At 38.0% G+C, this 22,244-nt stretch carries 24 protein-coding genes; 12 read left to right on the forward strand and 12 right to left on the reverse strand.

All coding sequences use genetic code 11. The annotated features are described in order from the left end of the window. Nucleotides 1–3: 3 nt before the first annotated feature. From AOR04_RS03145 to AOR04_RS03155, 3 genes are read right to left on the reverse strand one after another with little or no spacing between them, the layout of a single operon-like run. A complete protein-coding gene (locus tag AOR04_RS03145; RefSeq protein ID WP_096792517.1) occupies nucleotides 4–1,248 on the reverse strand; it encodes an ABC transporter permease in 1,245 nt (414 codons plus the stop codon). Further along, nucleotides 1,245–2,081, reverse strand: coding sequence for an ABC transporter ATP-binding protein (locus AOR04_RS03150; RefSeq protein ID WP_033040229.1), 837 nt, complete (start codon nucleotides 2,079–2,081; stop codon nucleotides 1,245–1,247). Before AOR04_RS03150 ends, AOR04_RS03145 begins: the two co-directional genes overlap by 4 nt. A gap of 5 nt (nucleotides 2,082–2,086) precedes the next feature. Then, nucleotides 2,087–2,458 carry a GntR family transcriptional regulator gene (locus AOR04_RS03155; RefSeq protein ID WP_007376926.1) on the reverse strand — a complete coding sequence of 124 codons (372 nt, stop codon included), beginning with the start codon at nucleotides 2,456–2,458 and terminating at the stop codon, nucleotides 2,087–2,089. Between the two features lie 92 nt (nucleotides 2,459–2,550). On the opposite strand from AOR04_RS03155, the gene AOR04_RS03160 reads away from it, so the two are divergent. The 6 genes from AOR04_RS03160 (at nucleotide 2,551) to AOR04_RS03190 (ending at nucleotide 8,392) form a co-directional block, all read left to right on the forward strand. Next, complete coding sequence (locus AOR04_RS03160; protein WP_096792518.1) at nucleotides 2,551–4,056, forward strand: alpha/beta fold hydrolase; 1,506 nt, start codon at nucleotides 2,551–2,553, stop codon at nucleotides 4,054–4,056. A 4-nt stretch (nucleotides 4,057–4,060) separates the two neighbouring features. Then, a complete protein-coding gene (locus AOR04_RS03165; protein WP_008135099.1) occupies nucleotides 4,061–4,795 on the forward strand; it encodes an ABC transporter ATP-binding protein in 735 nt (244 codons plus the stop codon). After that, on the forward strand, nucleotides 4,792–5,937 hold the full coding sequence (locus AOR04_RS03170; RefSeq protein ID WP_096792519.1) for an ABC transporter permease: 1,146 nt from the start codon (nucleotides 4,792–4,794) through the stop codon (nucleotides 5,935–5,937). The genes AOR04_RS03165 and AOR04_RS03170 overlap by 4 nt, the downstream gene beginning before the upstream one ends. Nucleotides 5,938–7,006: 1,069 nt before the next feature. After that, on the forward strand, nucleotides 7,007–7,381 hold the full coding sequence (locus AOR04_RS03180; protein ID WP_096792520.1) for a hypothetical protein: 375 nt from the start codon (nucleotides 7,007–7,009) through the stop codon (nucleotides 7,379–7,381). A 111-nt stretch (nucleotides 7,382–7,492) separates the two neighbouring features. Further along, a complete protein-coding gene (locus tag AOR04_RS03185; protein ID WP_024589722.1) occupies nucleotides 7,493–7,915 on the forward strand; it encodes a hypothetical protein in 423 nt (140 codons plus the stop codon). Nucleotides 7,916–8,047: 132 nt separating this feature from the next. After that, complete coding sequence (locus tag AOR04_RS03190; protein ID WP_096792521.1) at nucleotides 8,048–8,392, forward strand: PDZ domain-containing protein; 345 nt, start codon at nucleotides 8,048–8,050, stop codon at nucleotides 8,390–8,392. 269 nt (nucleotides 8,393–8,661) lie between these two features. Here the strand turns inward: AOR04_RS03190 and AOR04_RS03195 are convergent, their stop codons facing one another. Then, nucleotides 8,662–9,519, reverse strand: a complete 858-nt coding sequence (locus AOR04_RS03195; RefSeq protein WP_096792522.1) for an MBL fold metallo-hydrolase — start codon at nucleotides 9,517–9,519, stop codon at nucleotides 8,662–8,664. A gap of 182 nt (nucleotides 9,520–9,701) precedes the next feature. Then, nucleotides 9,702–11,585: a propionyl-CoA synthetase gene (locus AOR04_RS03200; RefSeq protein ID WP_096792523.1), complete on the reverse strand. Its 1,884-nt coding sequence runs from the start codon at nucleotides 11,583–11,585 to the stop codon at nucleotides 9,702–9,704. A 186-nt stretch (nucleotides 11,586–11,771) separates the two neighbouring features. On the opposite strand from AOR04_RS03200, the gene AOR04_RS03205 reads away from it, so the two are divergent. Beyond that, nucleotides 11,772–12,167, forward strand: a complete 396-nt coding sequence (locus AOR04_RS03205) for a nucleotide triphosphate diphosphatase NUDT15 (protein WP_198403019.1) — start codon at nucleotides 11,772–11,774, stop codon at nucleotides 12,165–12,167. Nucleotides 12,168–12,176: 9 nt separating this feature from the next. Here the strand turns inward: AOR04_RS03205 and AOR04_RS03210 are convergent, their stop codons facing one another. From AOR04_RS03210 to AOR04_RS03225, 4 genes are all read right to left on the reverse strand, one after another. Continuing rightward, nucleotides 12,177–13,274, reverse strand: a complete 1,098-nt coding sequence (locus tag AOR04_RS03210; protein WP_096792524.1) for a polysaccharide lyase family 7 protein — start codon at nucleotides 13,272–13,274, stop codon at nucleotides 12,177–12,179. Between the two features lie 122 nt (nucleotides 13,275–13,396). Continuing rightward, a complete protein-coding gene (locus AOR04_RS03215; protein ID WP_096792525.1) occupies nucleotides 13,397–14,350 on the reverse strand; it encodes an alpha/beta fold hydrolase in 954 nt (317 codons plus the stop codon). Between the two features lie 54 nt (nucleotides 14,351–14,404). Further along, on the reverse strand, nucleotides 14,405–15,169 hold the full coding sequence (locus tag AOR04_RS03220) for a substrate-binding periplasmic protein (RefSeq protein ID WP_096792526.1): 765 nt from the start codon (nucleotides 15,167–15,169) through the stop codon (nucleotides 14,405–14,407). Between the two features lie 97 nt (nucleotides 15,170–15,266). Continuing rightward, nucleotides 15,267–16,271 carry an AraC family transcriptional regulator gene (locus tag AOR04_RS03225; RefSeq protein ID WP_096792527.1) on the reverse strand — a complete coding sequence of 335 codons (1,005 nt, stop codon included), beginning with the start codon at nucleotides 16,269–16,271 and terminating at the stop codon, nucleotides 15,267–15,269. 398 nt (nucleotides 16,272–16,669) lie between these two features. Here AOR04_RS03225 and AOR04_RS03230 point away from each other — a divergent pair, with 398 nt between their 5' ends. Together AOR04_RS03230 and AOR04_RS03235 are read left to right on the forward strand one after the other, a co-directional pair. Further along, nucleotides 16,670–17,116: an SRPBCC family protein gene (locus AOR04_RS03230; protein ID WP_096792528.1), complete on the forward strand. Its 447-nt coding sequence runs from the start codon at nucleotides 16,670–16,672 to the stop codon at nucleotides 17,114–17,116. Then, complete coding sequence (locus AOR04_RS03235) at nucleotides 17,113–17,931, forward strand: sterol desaturase family protein (RefSeq protein WP_033029956.1); 819 nt, start codon at nucleotides 17,113–17,115, stop codon at nucleotides 17,929–17,931. The genes AOR04_RS03230 and AOR04_RS03235 overlap by 4 nt, the downstream gene beginning before the upstream one ends. On the opposite strand, the gene AOR04_RS03240 is transcribed toward AOR04_RS03235, so the two are convergent. Beyond that, a complete protein-coding gene (locus AOR04_RS03240; RefSeq protein WP_007378224.1) occupies nucleotides 17,932–18,306 on the reverse strand; it encodes a hypothetical protein in 375 nt (124 codons plus the stop codon). Continuing rightward, nucleotides 18,303–18,671 carry a hypothetical protein gene (locus tag AOR04_RS03245; RefSeq protein ID WP_232525502.1) on the reverse strand — a complete coding sequence of 123 codons (369 nt, stop codon included), beginning with the start codon at nucleotides 18,669–18,671 and terminating at the stop codon, nucleotides 18,303–18,305. The genes AOR04_RS03240 and AOR04_RS03245 overlap by 4 nt, the downstream gene beginning before the upstream one ends. Before the next feature lie 213 nt (nucleotides 18,672–18,884). Between AOR04_RS03245 and AOR04_RS03250 the strand changes: the two genes are divergently transcribed. Continuing rightward, nucleotides 18,885–19,304: a VOC family protein gene (locus AOR04_RS03250; protein WP_007378226.1), complete on the forward strand. Its 420-nt coding sequence runs from the start codon at nucleotides 18,885–18,887 to the stop codon at nucleotides 19,302–19,304. Nucleotides 19,305–19,355: 51 nt separating this feature from the next. On the opposite strand, the gene AOR04_RS03255 is transcribed toward AOR04_RS03250, so the two are convergent. Then, nucleotides 19,356–20,252 carry an AraC family transcriptional regulator gene (locus AOR04_RS03255; protein ID WP_096792529.1) on the reverse strand — a complete coding sequence of 299 codons (897 nt, stop codon included), beginning with the start codon at nucleotides 20,250–20,252 and terminating at the stop codon, nucleotides 19,356–19,358. 181 nt (nucleotides 20,253–20,433) lie between these two features. Between AOR04_RS03255 and AOR04_RS03260 the strand changes: the two genes are divergently transcribed. Then, nucleotides 20,434–21,579, forward strand: a complete 1,146-nt coding sequence (locus tag AOR04_RS03260) for an iron-containing alcohol dehydrogenase (RefSeq protein WP_096792530.1) — start codon at nucleotides 20,434–20,436, stop codon at nucleotides 21,577–21,579. A gap of 218 nt (nucleotides 21,580–21,797) precedes the next feature. Beyond that, the gene (locus tag AOR04_RS03265; protein WP_007378229.1) at nucleotides 21,798–22,244 is read left to right on the forward strand and encodes a DoxX family protein; all 447 of its coding nucleotides are present in this window, start codon (nucleotides 21,798–21,800) and stop codon (nucleotides 22,242–22,244) included.

Consider the following 22,244-nt stretch of genomic DNA (forward strand, 5'->3'; position numbering starts at 1 on the left):
AAGCTATAAATATTTTGCAGAGAAACGATTTAATAATGCTAATGAACATACATATAAGCTTACCAAAACAAGGTCTGTAAAGCCGTTATCGCTTTGAATGATGTAAGTACTTAAAGCCATGTGGCCGCCATATGAAAAACATAAAAGTATACCCATAATACTGGTGTTTTTAACAATGTTACCAATTATAAAACTAGCTAAAAAAGCTGCGCATGCTGTAAGTGAAAAATTAGCTGCATATACAAACTGCCATTGTTGTTGTCCAATTAATGGCAAAGTAACAATAAAACAAAATATTCCTACGTAAATTGTAAATTTTAATGCACTTTGGATAAAAGCGCTTTTTGCTTGTGCAGTGCTATTGTAAATAGGGAGAGTGTAAAGCAATTCCCATGACTGCGTCCTTTGTGATCGACTCCATTGGCAAAGCGTGAATAGCGCAAGCAAGACATTTGTTAAACTAAACATTGAGTGCTTAGATATATCGTAAAAAAAGTTAATGATTATTGCGCTGGCACTCAATCCTACTAGCAAAATAGTAAATTGAGATAGTGAAGGCCCTACAAAATAACTCAAAGGAAAGAGCTGTTTATTTAAATACTTAGAGTAACTTGATAAAAAACCAACAGGAACAGGCGACCACCCCGATTGCACACCATGACGATAATTAGCAAAGGCATGACTGCTAAAGTGATATGGTTGGCCAAATTTATCTCTAAATACTAATAGGACTAAGTAAGTAACAATAGCTATAGGGATTAAAAAAATAGGTGTTTTTTCTAATAACACACAACTTATAATGCCTGTGGTGAATATTATGTAACATCCAAGGGTAAATAAATGACTGCTCACTCTACATAAAAGCCATAGCCCTAAACCAAGTGTATTCGCTACAAAGATAGTAGATAAAAGATGAATACTCTGCTCAATAGCTGCATTAATCAGCATGAAACCATTTATTATTGCAATAAACACTTTGCCTTGTTGCGTTACATGTTGGCAATAATCAACAACTAGCGCCTGCCACTCTGTGGCTTGTAAGCGAATACTTTGTAAAGCAAGTGATGCGTACATGCAAATAATCGCAAACATTGCGAGCAGATTAAGAATAACAGGTTCACTACCAATAAATAGAGGGGAAAAAATAGTCGCGAATATTGATGGCACAAAATAACTAGCGGGACCGGCTTCTTTTAACCATAAACCGCTCCAACCTTGGTACCACTTACGGCTTTGTGGCGAACTCATGCATGTAGCTCCACAAACAGTTGCTCTAAAGAAAGCGGATTAATACTCAATGCGCCATCAATTGTTTCGTTGTTATAACCATAAATAATGGCCGAATTTTTGTTTTGAGCTAATACAGTGTAAGCAGTTAAGTTAATGGTGTTATCGGTAAAATTAACTTTTCGGATAGTTTCGCGAATCTCATCTTGTTCATCAAATAACAGCAGTTCACCTTCTTTTATAAGGGCAATATGGCTTGCAACGCGCTCTATGTCGGAAGTGATATGTGATGAAAACAAAATCCCCGAACCGGAATCGAGTGCGAGATCGAACAAATCGCTCATAAACTCGCGTCTGGCAATAGGGTCTAGGCTTGCAACTGGTTCATCTAAAATAAGTAATTTAGGGCGATATGCCATTGCCATAATTAACGCAAGTGTTTGTCTTTGACCTATTGATAAGTTGCTAATTGCAGCGGTGCTTGAAAGTTCAAACCGACCTAGCCATTTGGTTTCAAGCTCGGTATCCCAGTTAGGGTAAAAACTACGATGTAGTGCCAATGCATCGGCTATTTTAAACCCCTCATAACCAAATGACTGTTGAGCAACATAGCCAATTTTAGCTTTGTTTTCAGCATTAATTTGTAAACTTGGCTCTGAAAAAACACTAATATCACCCATATCGGGAGTTACTAATCCAAGTGCACAGCGTAGTAAAGTCGTTTTACCTGCGCCATTTTTACCGAGTAAGCCAATTACCATACCTGAATACACATCTAAATTAATATTTTTAAGAATATTTTTTGAGTTAATTGTTTTATATACATTTTTGTAGCTAAGGAGTGGTTGTTCCATAGGGGTTATTTCCATCGCTTTTTAATTAATTCTATTAAAACAGCTTGCGATACATCGAGTTGTTTGGCTTGCTGAATAAGTTGATCGGCACCATTAAATAATAGCGTATCTTGTTGTTGTGTTTGCTGCTGTGATTTTTGCGCAACACAGGTTGGTTGCCCACGCCTTCGTTCTAACCAACCTTGTTCAACCAATTGACTGATCGCACGCGACACAGTCATAGGGTTAACCGAAAAGTGCTCAGCTATTTTTCTTACTGAAGGTAATTGCTCGCCTATCGATAATTGCCCGCCCACAATCAACCGCACAATTTGTTCATGCAATTGTTTATAAATTGGATCGCCACTATTAGGGTTGACATTAATAAATTCTAACATTATTCTTTCTCTACTGTATTAATACATTAATACACCGATACACTGTAGTTAAAGTTATCATATTGAGTGTAAAAAGCAACAAGGGAAAAGTAATGGAAACCATGTTTAATTTACGTAAAAAACTAACTAAGCTAACGCTTTTATCAATATTAGCGGGAAGTGGCAGTAGTGTATTTGCTCAAAGTAATGATCAAATACATACAGCTTTAACCCCATGTTATATGGAAGGGTTAGCCGATAGATTAATGTGTGGCAGTATTAAGCGCCCTCTCTCAGATAGCAGCGCTGATGGCGAAATCGACATTAACTTTGCGATTATTCCTGCTATTAAACCTAGCCACCCTGATGAAGCAGCGCTTGCTTTTGCTGGTGGCCCAGGGCAGGGCGCAATAGAGCTAGCTGCTATTTTTAATCGTAATTTACGATTTGTCCGCGAAACGCGTGATATTTTATTGGTTGATCAACGCGGCACTGGCTACTCAAATAAGTTGCAATGTGAAAGTAATGACCTGCAAACACAGTTTGCATTTAACGATTCAATGACTGATCTCGCATTACTGGGCGCTCAAGAAACACAAAAATGTAAAGCGCAGCTGAATATTGATTTAAGTCACTTTTCAACACCTGTTGCTGCAAAAGACTTTGAAGCTGTGCGTAAAGCTTTAGGTTATAAAGGGCTGCATTTGTACGGGGTATCGTATGGTACACGTATTGCGCAAGAATATACCCGCCAATTTCCAAATTCAGTATTAACGAGTACATTGGATGGGGTTGTACCTATGCAGCAAAGCTTGGCTGCAATAGGCGCAGCTATTGATGATTCGTTAGCGGCTTTATTTGCACGTTGTGAAAGTAATACGCTTTGTAATTCACAGTATCCACAGTTAAAAAATCAATTTAATACCTTAATGACGCAGTTAGATAGCCAGCCAATTGAAACAACAGTGAAACACCCGCGTACATACAAAAACATAACGCTAGTGGTGACTAAAACTAAGTTTTTTGGCGCAATACGTATGGCACTTTATAGCCACTCAATGCGAGCAATTTTGCCTTTGGCAATTAGCCAAGCCGCTAATGGTAATTTTTCGCCATGGGTTGGATTGATGTCGGGCGTTGATATAACTGAACAGCTCGCAATGGGCATGCACAATGCCATTGTATGTGGTGAAGATTGGCCGCAGCTTAATGAGCAAAAGCGTTCAAAATATAATAAAAGCTACATGGGAAAAATGATGATTGAAGGGTTTGATGTAATGTGCCCAATTTGGGATGTAACCCCAGTAAATAAGAGCTTTTATAAGCCCGTGACCACTGAAGTGCCTACTCTATTACTTTCTGGTGGGCGAGACCCTGCAACCCCTGCAAGTTGGGCTGAGTTGGCAATGGTAAATATGAAAAATGCCACTCATTTGGTGTCACCTTCGGCAACTCATGGTATTGGCTCACAAACATGCGCGCCCAAAATAATTGCTCAGTTTATTAATCAACAAAATATGCAAGATATAGATACAAAATGTATCAATAACAATAACGATAAAAAGTTTTTTATGAATATAAATGGCGCAGCCAGTTCAACAATTCAAAGTATGGAGTAAAGGTATGATTAAGGTAACTAATCTAACTAAAAAAATTGGCGATGTTAACGCCCTTAACGGCCTAAGCTTTGATGCGAAAAATGGCCAAATTACAGGTTTGCTTGGACCTAATGGTGCAGGCAAAACAACCTGTTTACGTACCGTGTTCGGGTTATTAAAAGCCGACAGCGGTGAAACCGAAATAGACGGCATAGATGTAGCAAAAAATCCTATGGAAGCTAAGAAAAATTTAGGATTATTTCCTGATCCGTGTGGCCTGTATGAGCGATTAACACCTAGAGAATATATTACCTTTTTTGCACAATTAAGCGGGCTTTCGTCTGTAAAAGCGAAAGCAGCAACCAGTGAGGTAATAAAAAAATTAAATATGGACGATATTGCGGATCGCCGCTGCCAAGGTTTTTCACAAGGCCAACGCATGAAAACCGCTTTAGCACAGGCTGTGGTACATAATCCGTCTAACGTTATTTTAGATGAACCTACACGCGGCTTAGATGTAATGAGCACACGTATTTTAAGAGATCTACTTATACAGCTAAAGGAACAAGGACATTGCGTGCTTTTTTCATCGCATGTGATGCAAGAAGTTGCCGCATTATGTGACCACGTAGTGATCATGGCTAACGGCCAAGTAATAGCGCAAGGTTCGGTAGATGAACTGTGTGAAAAAGCAGGAAAAGCCACGCTAGAAGAAGCATTTATTGAGCTAATTGGTAGCGATGAAGGAATAGCAGCATGATTAATTTATTAAAAGTACTCTATAAAAAAGAAATCATTGATGCCAGCCGAGACAAACGTTCAGTGATGGCGGGCTTGTATTACGCAATAGGTACTCCCATTGCAATGTGTTTACTATTAAGTGTATTACTGCAACAGCTTACATCGCCCGAAGGGCTCAAAATCACCATAGTAAATGCGGAGCAAGCCCCTAGTTTAGTTGCGCATTTAAATGCCAATGAAATACAGAGTACAAACGATAAAAATGACGAACTACTCAAGTCTATTACATTAAATATTAGTGATGACTATCAAAAAAATATGCGTGAAGGTCGTCCTGCAACAGTTACATTAATTGCTGATAAATCAAATGATAAACTTGGTAAGCATATAAATCGTATTGAAAAAGCTCTTGCAAGTTATAACGCTGAAGTGGCTAGTCTACGTTTAATATCGCGTGGCATTGATCCAAGCATTATGCGTACCTTAGCGGTAGAGACGCATGATGAGGCGACTCCAGACTCTAAAGGCGGTATGTTTTTAGGCATTGCTACGTTGTCTATAATTTTAACGGTATTTTACGCTGCGATGAACCTAGCTATAGATACTAGCGCCGGTGAACGCGAACGTAATTCGCTGTCGTTATTATTAAGCCATCCGTTGAGTAGCTTACAAATTGTACTTGCTAAATCGGCCGCTATTGCCAGCTTTTCGATGCTAGGACTCGTAATCATTTTAATTGTATCTAAAATTACATACGGCTTAGTACCTTGGCAACAGCTCGGCTTTAGTATCACTATTACCCCAGCATTTATGCTATTTTGTTTTGCAGTATGCTTACCTATTGCATTAATGTCGGCAAGCTTGCAGGTATTTGTTTCGTTTATGGCAAAGTCGTTCAAAGAGGCACAGTCATATGTAACTATGGTGTTATTTATTCCTATGTCGCTAAGTATGATAACTACCTATGACATTGCCACCGATATTATACAGTGGGTTCCTATTGCAGCTCAGCAATATGCACTTATTGAGTTTATCAAAGGTAACCCATTGCCAGTACCACAATTAGTACTTTCTACCTTGATTACATTAATATTATTTAGCGTGTTTAGTTTTTTAAGCAGCCGAATGCTGAAAAGTGAAAAGGTTGTGTTTGGTTTGTAACCCCACGCTTAAAATGTATTTCAAGCAATGCCCATAGTTTAACTAACATGGGCGTTTTTATATCCGACGATAAACAATGGCTATAGTTTATATTTTTTGAAATTAAAAAGAGGTGCTCACAAAGGGGGCAGAGAAGCTACGCTTAAGAGTAGAAAATACCTGTGTTGTATGTTTTTCTGAGGCTGAGGACGTACTCAAACATAAATATGGGAGGTATAAAGTAGAAGTGATGTAGTAAGGAGTCATAAAAACGCAGTAACGTAGTTACAATCTTAAAAACACCTGTTGAGATGGTATTTAGGGAAAATCTAGAAATAGCTAAATATGGCGTAACAATAATTTTTGTATTTACTCTCATAAAGTGTGCCCATTTAACCCATCTTTAACTCTCGCCCTAATAAACTGCTCGTAATGGTATGAATTAAGCATAATTAATGGTTTATTTTAAAAAGCACTCAACCAGTTTGTTACTTGCGCTTAGTTGTACGCTTGCTGCATGAAGCAGCCAGTCAAGCTATCAAGGTAATGGTATATTGCGCAGCGAGATCTCTATAGTAAATAAAGCGTACAAACTAATACGGCACGCGACTAATAACACAAATAAGCCCGCTAATGTTGGCTACGGTTTAGGGCTGGAGTGAAGCGAAAAAATAATAAAACGACACGGTTGGGTATACGAAGTAAACGATATGCCCGAGCGTTATGAAGTGGTGGTTGATTTTAGTTAATACGCTTTTTTTAATACTTAGAATACTTAGATTTAAAGTATAAAACCGCGCTAAGGCATCTTTAAAAAAGCTTTAGCGCGTTTTTTTACATTCAAAAATATTTAATTTAACGCTGAGAATATAAAAAACTTAGTGATAGTAATGTGTTAAGTAATTTGCTAAAACTGTAGGTAAGAAAAGTGAGGGTAGCGCGAGTAGGGATGTACGTTAATTTTGTACAGCTAACTTGTTGAGTTTCTTATAATGTTCGATTTATGTAACAAATAATGAGTAAAATAATATACGCAGTACGGAGTGTTAATTTAGACAAAATCAAAATAGGTGAGTCTAATGTACATTCAATGTTCAATAGAATACGAACGCATCAAACAGGCTCTGGAGATGAGCTTGAGTTGATCGGTGTGCACTATGGGAAGTACCAAACGGATAAGCAAATCCACCCTTTTTTAAATTCAAGCCATTCTCATTTAGAGTGGTTTAATAATACTGAAGAAGTAGCAAATTTCATCCAATCTAATTTTTTAATTTTTCCTAAAGCACTGTCACTTTTAACTGACATTAGTTGGTCAACAACAGAGACAATATCAACTGAAACAATCGCAATTAATGAGTATGTGAAAGGAAATATTAACAATAATGAGTTTACTACATGGTTGGCTAGCTTTAATGTTCTTGAATATATACAAAGTCAACTTAGAAAACACGAAGACGTTTAGCTTCAGTTAAAGTTAATTAAAGCAATTTGTTAGGTTTTTCTATACATTATAACCTGCAGTTTTAGCACTGCTTAGTGCTACGTCTTTAGCATGCAAGAAAGGATAAGCTTTATGTTTGGATTTGGTAAGGGAAAGAAAATTGAGAAATTAATTGATGCAATTGGTTCTACTTTTTCTGGTCAAATGATGATATTACCAATTAGTCCTGAAGAGTTAATTTCGTTATCTAAGCATGACAAATTAATATCCGGTTATATTATGGGATTTCAATTGCATATTATTTCTCAATCACCTTTCAATGAAAAAGATCATAAAGGGATACTTTTAGATAGCTACTTTAATCTTTTTGGGTCGTATGATGCCCAAGAGGTGATTGATTTTGCTTTCAGTTCAGCAGGCGATAAATTGTTTAATTCAGGAGTTGCACTTGGAATTCAAGATATTATTAACTTCAGCAAAGATCCAATGGATGCCCCCTTAAGCCTAATAAGAATACTTAATGAAGAAAATCAAGGTGATGGTATACCATTTTGACTTGCTTCATAGCTAACGATACCATCAAGCCAGATTCGCAATAGTTGACTTAATCCAACTCAGCTAAACATTTTAGCGAACTATTACTCATCGCTTATAGCTTAAATAGACTTACATGGAGTGTTAATTCATATGTTCAAATTCATAATTATTTTAATCTCAATTACTTCTTTCAATGCCTTGGCTGCAGAGAAGGTTAAACTTGGAGTTTTGGGGAACGTCGGGGCTGATGGTTTTTTTAGCCCGACGGTAACATCATTTGTTATTGAAAAAGTAGAGCCTAATTCACCCGCTGAAAAAGCAGGGATTATTGCAGGACAGAAAATCATTTCTATAGAAGGCTGTAAAATTCCAGGCTGCCCTGCCAGTGAAGCAAAAGAATTAATGCGCAAGGAGTCTGGAGAGATTTTACAATTACTTTTAGAGAATGAAGATGGTAGCCAAGTACCTTTAAAAATACCTATGAATGCTTGGTAAGCCTAATCAATTTTAAAATACCTAAATATACCCAGCCTATAAAGCATGGTTATTTCCAAAGCGTGGTTTTGTGTAAATGAGCTAGACGCAGTAAATGTTGGCAACGTTAGCGAGCTTTTGGAGTACTACTTACTCGGTTTATATGTAGGTTACTGCTTAAAGTAATTGGGATAGATTAAAAAGGTTTGATCAGTAATAACCTTATTTAATTAATGAATACATTGGTATTGCGTTAAATACGGCAATACCAATGATTATTAGACTAAAGCTTATAGATCGCTGCGCCAGCCCATGCCTGACTCTTCCATTAAACGCTCGTACACGCCTTCTATGTTAAGTGGTAACCATACATCAAACTGTTTAAAGTCACTAAATTGGTCTAATTTTACATTTTGTTTAATTTCGTCAAGCGTATTACCAGCTAAAACGCCTGCTGTTACTTGGCTATATAAAATCTCTATATAAGTTAAATAGCGCGCTACATCTGCCTTGCTGCCAATATCGGCATGACCACCTACAAAAGTATCAAAGTCATATTTGAGTACCGCTTGGGTTGAGTTAATCATGCCTTGAATATCGTAACTCCACAGTTTTTGCCATGGCATTCTGCCAATAACAATCCAATCAACCACAAATAACGTTTTTTGCTTTTCGAATAATATACTAACCGAACCACGACCATCGTTTGGACCATGATAGTTAAGTTTTACTGTTGACTCACCAAGGGTAAGTAGTAGCTCGTCATCAAAAATAAGGCTGGGCGCTACCGTTTTCATTTGTGTATTTTTAATATCTTGCGCAGCGAGTTTATGCGCTATAAACGTGGTGTGCGGGCTTTTAAATACCTCGGCGCCGTAAATATGATCGCTGTGATTATGGCTATAAATTACATATTTTACAGGCACGTTATAGCGAGTTTTAATTTGCTCGCTTAACCAGGTGGCGGCTTTTTTATTAAGTGGGTCGGTAACAATCGCGCCCTCAGAAGTGATTAAAAATACTGAGCGGTGTCTGTCGTCTATAAAGCGGTGTAAGCCATTGCCTAGGTCTTCTATTTCATAGGCTTGTGTGGCAAAGCCCATAAATAATAGGGCTGTAGTTAATAGTTTTTGTAGCAAGCGGGGCATACACCATTCCTTTTTAAATTAATTAATAACACGTTTAAAAGAAGAGAGTGCAAGGCCGTAAAAAATTTCAGTTGTTAGTTAAATTAAAACTTAAACCTAAGCCTAAACTTAAGTAAAAGGATCAAATATAAGGATGAAATAAAAAGCCATTATAAAAATGGCTTTAGATAGGTTGGTTGGGTTTATCTTTGTGTTAGTTGTTGGTTTATTTCTTCAAAGATACTGGCATCGTCTATGGTTGAAGGTATTTGTAGCTCTTCGCCATCGACTAGTTGGCGCAAATTTTTACGCAGTATTTTACCCGAGCGAGTTTTAGGTAACCTATCTACGCTAACTATATTTTTAAGGCACGCAATAGCGCCAATCTGATTACGAACACTTAAAACAAGCGCTTCTTCCACGTCGGTACTTGAGCCCATAAAATCATTTTTAAGCACGATCATTCCCATAGGAAGCTGCCCTTTTAGAGGATCGTTTACACCAAAAACAGCGCATTCAGCAACAGCAGGGTGCGCGGCTACTATCTCTTCCATTTCGCCGGTAGAAAGCCTATGCCCTGCTACGTTTATAACGTCGTCGGTTCTGCCCATAATAAATAGGTAGCCGTCTTCATCAATATAGCCGCCATCGCCAGATAAATAATAACCTTCGTATTCATTTAGGTAGCTTGCTTTAAAACGCGAGGTATCTTGCCAAATTGTTGGTAGGCAACCCGGTGGTAGTGGCAGTTTAATTACCACGGCGCCTTGTTCGTTAGCTGCGCATTCATTGCCATCCATATCTAATATTCGCACGTCAAAACCAGGAGTAGGCACGGTAGAGCTGCCAGGTTTTGTTGCTAAGTACTCAAGCCCTACAGGGTTACAAGCAATAGCCCAGCCGGTTTCTGTTTGCCACCAATGATCGAGCACTGGCAGTTTGGTTTTTTCTTTAAGCCACTCGTAAGTGGGAGGATCTAATCGCTCGCCTGCTAAAAACAAACGTTTTAAGCTAGAGGTATCGTATTGATTAAAACCATCAGCATTTGGATCTTCTTTTTTGATTGCTCTAAATGCGGTGGGGGCACTAAATAATGCATTTACTTTATATTCTTCAACCACGCGCCAAAATGCACTGGCGTCGGGTGTTTTAACGGGTTTACCTTCATATAATACAGTTGCGCAGCGATACATTAGCGGCGCGTAAACTATATAAGAGTGCCCAACTACCCAGCCAATGTCAGACGCTGCCCAAAATACGTCGCCGGGCTTCATACCATAAACGGTTGCCATGCTGTATTGCATTGCCACTGCGTGACCGCCATTTTCGCGCACTACGCCTTTGGGTGTGCCTGTCGTGCCTGAGGTATATAAAATATAAAGTGGATCATCTCCATTTACAGGCACCGGATCTGCGCTTGCAGCAGTTTGCATTGCCTGAGTCCAATCTATGTCTCGTTCAGGCTTAAGAGTGGCGGTTACTTGTGGGCGCTGATAAATAACGCAGTGTTCTACTTTGTGCGTAGCTAAGTCTATTGCGTTATCAATAAGTGGTTTGTATTCAATAATGCTGTTTATTTCAACACCGCATGAGGCGCTAAGTATAAGTTTGGGCTTGGCATCGTCAATGCGTACAGCTAATTCATGTGCAGCAAACCCACCAAATACCACAGAATGAATAGCACCAAGGCGAGCGCACGCCAACATACCAATAACAGCTTGTGGGATCATGGGCATATAAATAACAACGCGATCGCCTTTTGTAACACCTAACGATTGCATTACGCCTGCAAATTTAGCAACTTCTTGTTGTAGTTGTGAGTAGTTATAAGTTTGCTTTGTGTTAGTGACTGGAGAGTCGTAAATCAGTGCAGTTTGCTTACCAAATCCGGCAATAACATGTTGGTCTAGCGCTAAAAAACTGGTGTTTAATTGCCCGTCGCTAAACCAATGATAAAGCCCGTCGTCGTCTTGTGTGTATGCTGTTGTGGGGGTTTTATACCATGGAATATTTTTACTTTGTTCGAGCCAAAATTGGGCTGGGTTTTGTTTAAAGCCATTATATTGCTGTTTATATTCGCCTGACATGTAAGGCTCCTAAAGCTAAATTTGTGTGTGAGAGACCTTACAAAATGTAGGCTTTTTTTAGCAAGCAAGCTATTCGACCTTGGTCGGTTGAAAGTTAATCAACACACTGGTTTTAAAAATACAAAATTGACAATACAAAGCGTGTGGTTCAGCATGGCAGGCAGTAAAAATAAGAGAAAACACGATATGAGTAACGTAGTAAGAGTAGGGGTTGCGGTTATCATAAAGCATCAAAACACAATTTTACTAGGTGAACGCATTGGCGCGCATGGTGCTAATACATGGGCAACACCTGGTGGGCATTTAGAGTTTGGTGAAAGTGTTGAGCAATGTGCAATACGAGAAGTGTTTGAAGAAACAGGTTTAAAGGTAAGTAAAATTACTAAGCTTGATTTTACCAATGATATTTTTACAGCAGAGAACAAACACTATATTACGCTGTATGTAAAAGCTGATTTTGAAGGCGGAGAGCCTGAGCTTAAAGAGCCTAATAAATGTTTAAAGTGGCGCTGGTGCGATATTAATAATCTACCAACGCCACTGTTTACATCACTAAAAAATTACTTATCTGAGACTGCCTAAGCTAATAAGTTATTTTGTTGGCGGTGTCGCTGGGCTTAACGCTAGTTTACTAAAGCTTACTTGAGCGTAATCACCATTTTGTTTATCTGTAGTCCAATCGCCAGTACCTAAACAACCTGGGTACCAAATACCTTTCGCGCTTTTAGTACTACATTGGTTATAAGCACCGGCTTTAAAGTAATGCCAATCTGCGGCGTAGCCATGTGGGTGATCTTTTTCGTCCACTTTGCCATAAGCATCTACGTTATTACCTAAGTTAATAGAGTAGTTAACGTCTTCTTTGCCTTGTGCGCTAAATGTAAGGTGCATAACATTTTTATACACATTTACTGTGTAGCTAAATTCTTCACCTAATGCAATACCGGCGCTGCCTGGCTCGTTAGGGTTTTCCCATGTATTACCCCAAACAGGGTAAGTAATGTCTGTACGGTCAGGATTTGTTTTAGCTAAGTTACGTTCGTAGTTCCAAAAAACTGAGCCTGTTTTATGTCCTGGCCATTTTTTGTAATATATTTTAAGTGGTTCATTGCCCCAGCCATAACCAAGTTTGGTATCAATAAGTGCCTGATCTTTACCTGCGTGAATTTGCCCTACAACAACCGAGTAAGCCGCTTTTTTATCAGGATCAGTTGCACGTAGCGCAACATGATCTACCTTTAACGTTGCTTCCATTTTTCCACCAACAGAACCAAATCGGTCAGATAACGGATGTACAGCTAAAGCAAAGTTGTTTTTAGAGTATTTAGTTTTAATTTTAGTATTTGATCCACGGATCATTTGTCTAAGTTCACTACGAGTATTAGTAGAGTTAGCACTTGTAAGCGCTTTATTAGGCGAGGTAAATACCATGTAGCCTTTATCATCAAGATAGAAAAAATCAGGGTGTGCGTAAGTCTGAATTTCTTCTACATCTATTTCATCAATTTTACCGTCGTTGTTTAAATCAACTGGTACATTTATTTTCCAGTGTGATAAATCAAACTTTGTTGCAGGTACCGGCGCATCGCTTTGCTGATTAGTGCTTTGGGTACTTGAACAAGCCGTAAAAAGTAGAGGTGTGATAACGGCTAAAGCCGTAAGTTTAAATGTGGATGTATTTTTTATCATTATTGTCTCTGTGTGATGAAGTAAAAATTGTGCGGTAAAGACATCGCTTAACTTCAATCTAACATACCAATTTAAAAATTAAAACTTACCAATTTTGTGTTTTTTATAATTAAACCTTATTTTTAAAGTTTATTTTGGTTAACCAGTTGGTGTTTTTTATTGCGTAATTTTTCTAGATACTTTCGTTGAGACTTTTTTATATGCTTAGCAATCCACTTTGTCATTTTAGGCGTAAGCTCTGGTACAAAGTTATGACCCATACCATCTATAATTTTTAACTTCGATTTTTTAATGAGTTTAGCCGTTTTTTCAACTTCAATAGATGGAAAAACTATATCGGCATTACCATGAATAATTAACGTAGGCGCTTTTATTTTTTTTATTAACTGGGCTCTGTTTTTACTGGCTGCTATGGCTATTAGTTGGCGTTTATAGCCATTTTGATTATATGAGCGGTCAATTATTTTAATTGCATGCTCTTTTAATAATTCTTCACTTTGTGGGTAAGCTGGGCTACCAATAAGTTGGTTTAACTGAATGTTGTAGTTTATAGCGGCACTGCGCGTTAGTGTTTTTGGTTGCAGTTTAGATACTTTTAAAAATACCTTTAAACTTTTTATTGTTGGCTTAAAAGTAGAGCTACTCGACATTATTGTGGTTAAGCTAAGTACTTTCTTTTTATGTTTTGCTGCAATAATTTGGGCAATCATCCCACCCATTGATGCGCCAACTAAATGCGTTTTTTTTATTTTAAGTGCAGCCATTAAGGCGAGTACATCATCAGCCATATCATCAAGCAGGTAAGGAATATTCGAGCGTATAGGTAAGTACTTACTTAACCATGTTTTAAATAAACTAGGATTTTTGTAATCATCTAAATGGCTAGATAACCCGACATCACGGTTATCAAATCTAATCGCTCTAAAGCCTTTTTTTACTAAACCATAATAGAGCGAGTCTGGCCAAACTATCATTTGCGCCCCAAGCCCCATAATTAAAATAATAGCTGGTGCTGTTTTATCGCCTTCATCTTGGTAGCTGAGTTTAATACCTTTTTTAGTCTTAATAATAGCCATGGTAAAGTGAGAGTTAGCAAGCTTTGTGAGGAGTATAGGGCAGCTTTATTACATTTAATTTATGGTAGGTGGGAGGGGGAGTTGCCATTTTTTTAAAATAGCTTGGTACTTGCCATTTACCTTTAGCGTTTTTAGCCCTTTTGATATTGCGATGGCTGTTTGTTCATCAAACTGGTTATTAGTAGCAAGATAGAGGGTTGAAGGAAAATCAGTTAAATGAACTCGTTTAGCTATTAAGCTAGGATCAAGCCCGGACATTTTTAGTTCATTATTTAAAGTAAGTGTATTCACTACAACAAAATCGATACGTTTTTTGTAGAGCATTTGCCATAGCTGCTGATAATAACTAACTAAGATTAAATTTTTGTCTTCTTCGAAACCCATATCTTTTAAATATTTGGCGCTCATATAACCACGAATAGTTGCTACTTTGTAAAATTTGGCGTGATTTAAATGGCTAATATTATCTTTATGATCTTTTAAACTAACTAAGTACGCATCTGTAAAGTATATCGCACCTAACCATTTAAATTGATTTTGCCTAACAGGGGTTTTTAAAAAAGAGAGCATAATAGCATTAGGGTTGGTTTTTAATTCATGGGAAGCACGCGCCATAGGCATTATTTCAAACTTCGCGTTTAGCTTAGCTTCTCTTAATACGGCTTTAGCTATATCTACCGAGGCTCCGTCTGCTTCACCGTTTTCGTTTTGAAAATGGTAAGGGTGTAAATCTTCGGCAATAAAGGTAAGTGGACTAGTTGCGTTTACCGTACTACAAAACATAAATACAAAGGCATTAACTACAATACGCAAATACATAGCAATAATCTTTTTAACTACAATGTCTTGAGTTTAAAGACTCTTGTCTGAAATATATACTCAAATGTATGAAATAAGTAAATTTTATATTGGAGGTTTATTTACCTATTTGCATTTTAAAATATTTAATAGGGCTATATGAGTACCAGCGTTTAAATGCCCGATTAAACGAACTCTGATCTTTAAAGCCGAGTGATAAAGCTAAATTGGCTAAGGATTGTGTTCCTATTAATAAGGGAATACGTCTTTTACGCTCTTGTTCGAGTAATATTGCAAAGGATGTTTGCTCTAGCTTTAAATGCCGTTGAAGAGTCCTTGGCGTGATATTTAGCGCATTTGCAGTACGTATTAAGTCGCACTCTTGCAAGTCGGTTTTTGCCATAAGCATATGGTTAATTTTTTCGCTTACATGTTGCTGGCTTTTAAAGTTAGAAAGCTGCTGCTCTGATATTTGCCTAAGTGCTAAGTGAACTGCTGCGTTATCGGTTTTAAATGGCAGGGTTAAATAACTACTCGGGAATGAAATTTCATTGTACTTAGCGTTTATGCTTACAGGGCAATTAAACCACGTAGCCAATGTATTTAAATGTTCTTTTGAGTAGTGATCCGTGAAACATATTGAACTAGGAGATAGCTTGGAGTTAAGTAATTGACGTATTACACATACCCAAGCAGTCATATTACGCAAAATAACCTGTTCGTTACAACTTGGATGCGGTAGCCAGCGAATAATTGCAATATCTCCAAGCTGCTCAAATTGTGATTTACCTATGTCAGCGACCAAACTGTCATAATTTAAAAGTACCTGTATAGCACTGGCTAAACTATCGCTTGATTCTATTAAGTAACCTAAAATTCCAAAATTTGCTGTGCGAATATGCTGCCCAAGCTTAAAGCCGAACAGGGGATCGTTAAGTGTTTTTTGTGAATATTCAAGTAATGCGTTGTAACTTGTTAAGGTAATACGAGGTGCGAATTGTCGTGCTTTATTATCACTGTACTCATTAAACTTGATGGCCTTCAAAGCCACTTCATTGGCTATACCTTGGCTTTGTAAGTAATCAAGAGTACTTGAAAAGTAATGATCAGCAAGTGAGTACATTTGTCGTCTAAAGCTAAAAAATGGTCGTGTATGAGCAAGTCTGCCATGTAAAATTTTATTATGCTAGGACCTATTGACCTTTGGGGATTAAAGTTTGTTCTATTTAGGGGCAATTTAATCGCAGCGCGAGGTTTGTAACCTAGAAGGCTAAGTACCTACTCATGTGTTACCGATCTGGCTTACATCCTAAAAGCTGAGCAAAGTTCTGTATCCTGCTACCGCCCCTAGGACGAACTCAAGGGGAGATCATGTTTGGTATTTATACTGCGTTATCGTCTATTTATGGGAAATAACCACACAACATGGGCGCAGCCTTGCCTAAAAACCAAGCATACGACTGCAAATTTAACTTAGAAAGATAAACGGGCCCTAGGTGAATAATTTTTAAGGTTATAGCAGTGATATTAATAAATTTAAAACAAAACCTTGCAGCTCCTCCCACTGAAATAATTAATGTGTTGCTTGATCATGAACGTTTAAATAGGTTTTTTAACGCTCAATTTTTATTATTGAAACCGCAAAATTGCGGGCAGATAAACGGCGGAAAAGGAGCCGTGAGGCAAGTTAGAACATCAGGGTATACTTTTACTGAGCAAGTTATAAGTGCTAGCGGTAATCACATTTGCTATCAAATTGTGGGCAATAAGCCTGTGGCTGCTCATCAAGGTGATATTTATTTAACTGCTATCGAAAAGCAGGCATTTATCTCTACTGAGCTTACTTATTCTATACAGTGTATTTCACCTTGGTGGATGCCCAGTTTTATACTTAAATTTTTCATTAAAAAAGATATTAAAAACGCACTTACAAAATTAGAGCGCTATTTTAAGGAGTGCACAACATGAGTGTTGAAATTATTTTACTTGCCTTAAGCCCTGTATTTTTAACCTTTGTAGTATTTGAATTTATAGCGTTTAGGCGTTATTACAGTATAAAAGACAGCCTAGCTAATACGGTTTTGGCTTTAATGCATCAAGGAGCAGATGCGCTTTCATTAATTATACTCATGCCGTTTTTTTATTGGCTTTACGGATACCGCTTGTTTGATATAGAGCTTTCTGTATTTTCTATTTTATGTGCTTTTTTACTGCAAGACTTTTTGTACTATTGGTTTCATAAAGCATCACATCATATTCATTGGTTATGGGCGGCGCATGTCGTACACCATAGTTCCACTAAAATGAATTTTACTACCGCGTTTAGGCAAAGCTTAATGTATCCCTTGGTGGGCATGTGGATATTTTGGTTACCTATGATGTTGATCGGGTTTGACCCAATGACAGTCCTAACTGTTGTGGCGCTCAACTTGGCGTATCAGTTTTTTGTGCATACACAAATAGTGAATAAGCTTGGTTGGTTTGAAAAGGTGTTTAATACACCTTCTCATCACAGAGTGCATCATGCAATTAATGCAGGCTACCTGGATAAAAATTTTGCGGGTGTATTAATTATTTGGGATAAATTATTTGGCACCTTTGTTGAGGAAGACCCAAATAAAACCTGTAAATATGGCATCGTAGGACAGTTAAAGACTAACAACCCATTTAAAATAACATTTCACCAATGGGACTATTTGATAAAAAGCATCTATAGAGTAAAAGGCATTAAAGCAAAGCTAAACGTTTTATTTGGTTACCCCACATGCTCTCGTAAATCCTAACTATTTTTTACTTCTTGGTGCGCCTAGTAGAATAAAAGTATGGCAAATACATACAGACAAAAACGCGCTAATGCCAAGTGCGCCGCCATAGCCATCGAGCCTTGGAACTAAATACTCAAAGAGTATTGAAAAAATAATGGCTGAGTTAGTTACAGTATATATACCAAAGCGATGTGGGGCGCTCATGCCTATAAATGTGCCGCCAAAAAACACAATGCTGTAAAGCTCAGGGTTTAAGTTAAGCACGCTAAGAAGTAGATAGGCAACAATGGAAAGCGCAGCTGATGCTCTTATGGCATCAAAGCGATTATGTTTTGCTAAAAAAAACGTTAAAAATGCCCCTAGCAGCGCAATTAACGGATATTCAAGGCTCATAATACAATCCCTTTAGCTAATACAAATATTGCAACACTTGCAAAAGCAACACCACCTAACTTGCCGCCAAAACCAGTAAATAAGTTCATGGAAAGCACATACAAACTAGCACCTATAAGCGAGATAATTACAATCTCCCAATAACTAGTAATTAAATTAGTCGAGCACATGCCAGCAAAACTACCGGCATAAATAGCAGCATAAGGGTGATTTTTAACGTTTTTAGGAAACGGTATAAACGAGCCAATGAGCCCAGTTAATGCGGCCGAAATCACTAATGGAACATTAAATGTTGTATGCATCACAAAGCAGGATATAAAACCCATAAAAAAAGTGATGAATTTTAAAGATAAGAATTTAATCATAGTCCACGCATTTTAAAGTAACCCTTTTTGGTTTTAAAGCACTGCCTGAAAATATAATTGCATAAGTATTCACTAACTTTAATAAGGTTGTTTATTAATCATTTTAAAAGTATTAAATATGCTTAATTATATGGTTGTTAATGTTCTATAAATTAAGATTTATGTATAATCCGGGTAATTTAGTATATTAAAAGAGTTAACCAAGGGTAATTTATGTCTAACTGTTTGCATTTAGCTATTCCAGCTGGCGATTTAAAAGTCACTAAAGCATTTTATTGTGACGTACTTGGTTGTAAAACCGGTAATAGTGAAGAGGGTCGCTGGGTTGATATCGACTTTTGGGGTAACGAGTTAACATTGCATCAAAGTGTTGAGCGTCTTCCTACAGTGCGCCACGACGTAGATATGGGCGCTGTAGCTGTACCGCATTTTGGTATTCATTTATCAGAAACCGACTTTAACGCGTTAAAAGTACGAATACAAAGTGCGGGTATAGAGTATCTTGATAAACCTTACCGTCGCTTTATTGGTGATGAGTTTGAGCAAGAAACATTTTTTATTGAAGATCCAAATGGCAATGTGCTTGAAATGAAAACCATGGTTAACCCAGAGGTTTTATTTAAAAAAGTATAGTTTTTCACTCGTGCTATTTAAAGCCACTTTTTATAGTGGCTTTTTTGTGGGCTAGCTATGTAGCTGAGTTAATACTTCGCTAGGTGTTTTATTAAAGTGGCGTTTAAACTCACGGCTAAACTGCGATGGACTGGTATAACCAACCTTTAATGCAGCTTCGTTGGCTTTACTGCCGCTGGCAGTAATGAGTTCTTTTGCTTTAGCCAAGCGTACTTTTTTTAAGTACTGTAGAGGGGATTCAAAGGTAATTTGCTTAAAGGCGCGATGAAACGACGATACACTCATGTTTACATCTTCCGCCAAACCTTCAACAGTTATTTGGTTTGCATAACTACTGTGCATAGTGGAGAGCGTACGTGCTATGCGAGCATAATGCCCATCATGCATCGCAAGGCCTATTAAAGTGTTGCCTTGAGGGCCGCAAAGTACGTGATATACCAATTCTTTTACTATATCTTCGCCAAATATCTCTGCCTCAAGTGGATTATTTAAAACAGTCAATAGCCGATGGGTAATGAGCTCCATTGCTGTATCTAGAGTTGCCGACTGCACTGCGCCAATTTGTGCTGACGACGATGACGCTGAAAGAGGCTTATGCTGCATTATTTGATTAACGAGTTTGTGTAGCATTGCAGGGTTTATATCTATGGCAATGCCCATAACGGGTAAGTCGTTATCGGTAAATGCTTCACATTCTAATGGCACCGGTACGCCAAGGACTAAGTAGTCGCCTGCGCCGTATTTTATTTGATGTTCAGGAAAGTGAATTATTTTATGGCCTTGCCCAACAATAATAATACCTGAGTTATATATAAGCGGCTGACGCGGCGAGCTTTTAGTTGCTCGATGAAAATACACGCCTGGAATAATAGTTTCCATGGTGCCTTCAAAGCTGAGTAATTGATTATGCTCGGCGTATTGTTGCAACATATTGGCTATGGTGGGCATAAAAGGCATCTTTAATTGAGTGTATTCTGCGTAAAATAACAACGTTGATAGTTTTAGGCAAGCTTTTGCGAGTTATTGGGCTTTTTTTATGTTTGTTTTGCCATTAATATGCACATATCGATACTTTATTAGGTAACTAAGTAAAGTACTCAGCAATTAACCGTCACCTAGGAGCAAAATAATGAAATTTAGCTACGTAAATCCAACACTTATCCAGTTCGGCCAAGAACAAATTGCCTCACTAACTGATTTGATCGCAAAGGATCAAAAAGTACTTGTAGTGTACGGCGGCGGTTCAATTAAAAAGAACGGCGTGTACGACCAAGTTGCTGCAGCACTTGAAGGCTTTGATTGGGTAGAGTTTTCGGGCGTTGGCGCTAACCCAACAATTGAAGTACTAGACCAGGCAGTAAAAATTTGTAAAGAACAAGGTATCGACTTTGTACTAGGTGTAGGCGGCGGCTCAGTAATCGACGGCGTTAAATACATCGCAGCATCTGCAGTTTATGATGGCGAAGGTTGGGATATTCCTACTGGTAAACATAAAGTAACTAGCGCATTACCTATTGGGGCAGTACTTACTCTTCCTGCTACAGGTTCTGAGTCTAATCAAGGTTCTGTTGTGAGCAAAGCTACGACTAAACAAAAACTTCCGTTTATGTCTCCTGCGGTACAACCTAAGTTTGCAATTATGGACCCTGATGTAATGAAAACATTACCACAGCGTCAACTTGTAAATGGTTTAGTAGACGCGTGGGTACATACCTGTGAGCAATACTTAACATTCCCAGCAGGCGCACTTGTACAAGATGGCTACGCAGAAGCACTATTAAAAACGCTTAAAACACTGGGCGATAACTTTGAAAACCAAGACGACGCATGGCGCGCAAACCTTATGTGGTCTGCTAACCAAGCACTTAATGGTTTAATTGGTTCTGGTGTATCGCAAGATTGGGCTACGCACATGATTGGTCACGAGCTTACAGCCGCTTACGGCGTTGATCATGCACGTTCACTTGCTATTGTTCAGCCTTCTTTACTGCGCAACCAATTTGCAGTTAAAAAAGCAAAGCTTGAGCAAATGGGTAAAAATGTGTTTGGTCTTGATCAATCTGACGACCTGGCTGAGAAAACAATTCTAGCGATTGAAGCGTTTTACCACAGCCTTGACGTAGCGACCCAGCTTACTGAGCATGGCGATGATAAAGCTGCAGCTATTGACAATATTATTGGCAAACTTGAAGCGCACGGCATGTTAGCACTTGGTGAAAACCAAGCTATTACGCTTAAAGAAAGCCGCGAAATTTTAGAGCAAGCAGTCGTTTAATTTTCAAAGCCAAGCGCTTACTTAAATATACTAAGTAATACGTTAATAAAAAACCGTCAACCTTTAGGTTGGCGGTTTTTTTTATGGATTATTATAAATAATGCGTTGCTAATTAACCAATAAATTCCATGTTAATGTTTTTTAATGATGATAGTAAACTGTGTTCAACGGTTAGGAAAAACCTAACGATTAAATAAATTAAAACAGGACTAAAACTCATGAAATTACTAAACACATTACTTAGCTCAAAAGCAGGCGTAGCAGCATTAATTTTACGAGTGCCAGTTGGCCTTATTTTAGCGGCGCATGGAGCACAAAAGCTATTTGCTTGGTTTGGCGGTTACGGGCTTGAAGGCACTGGGCAGTGGATGGCGAGTATTGGTTTAGAGCCTGGCTATTGGTTAGCAATGATGGCTGGTAGCGCTGAGTTTTTTGGTGGCATTGCATTAGCAATTGGTTTGTTAACGCGCCCTGCTGCTGTAGTTTCTGGCTTTACTATGCTGATTGCTATTTTTAGCGTACATATTAGTAATGGCTTATTTATGGCAAACAATGGTTATGAATATGCATTAACGTTACTTGTTGTAACTGTGGTTTTAGCAATTCAGGGAGCGGGAAGTTTTTCGCTTGATAACGTATTAGTTAAAAAACTAGCTAATAAATAG

Source organism: Pseudoalteromonas sp. 1_2015MBL_MicDiv (assembly GCF_002407505.1).
GTDB classification, from domain to species: Bacteria; Pseudomonadota; Gammaproteobacteria; order Enterobacterales; family Alteromonadaceae; genus Pseudoalteromonas; species Pseudoalteromonas fuliginea.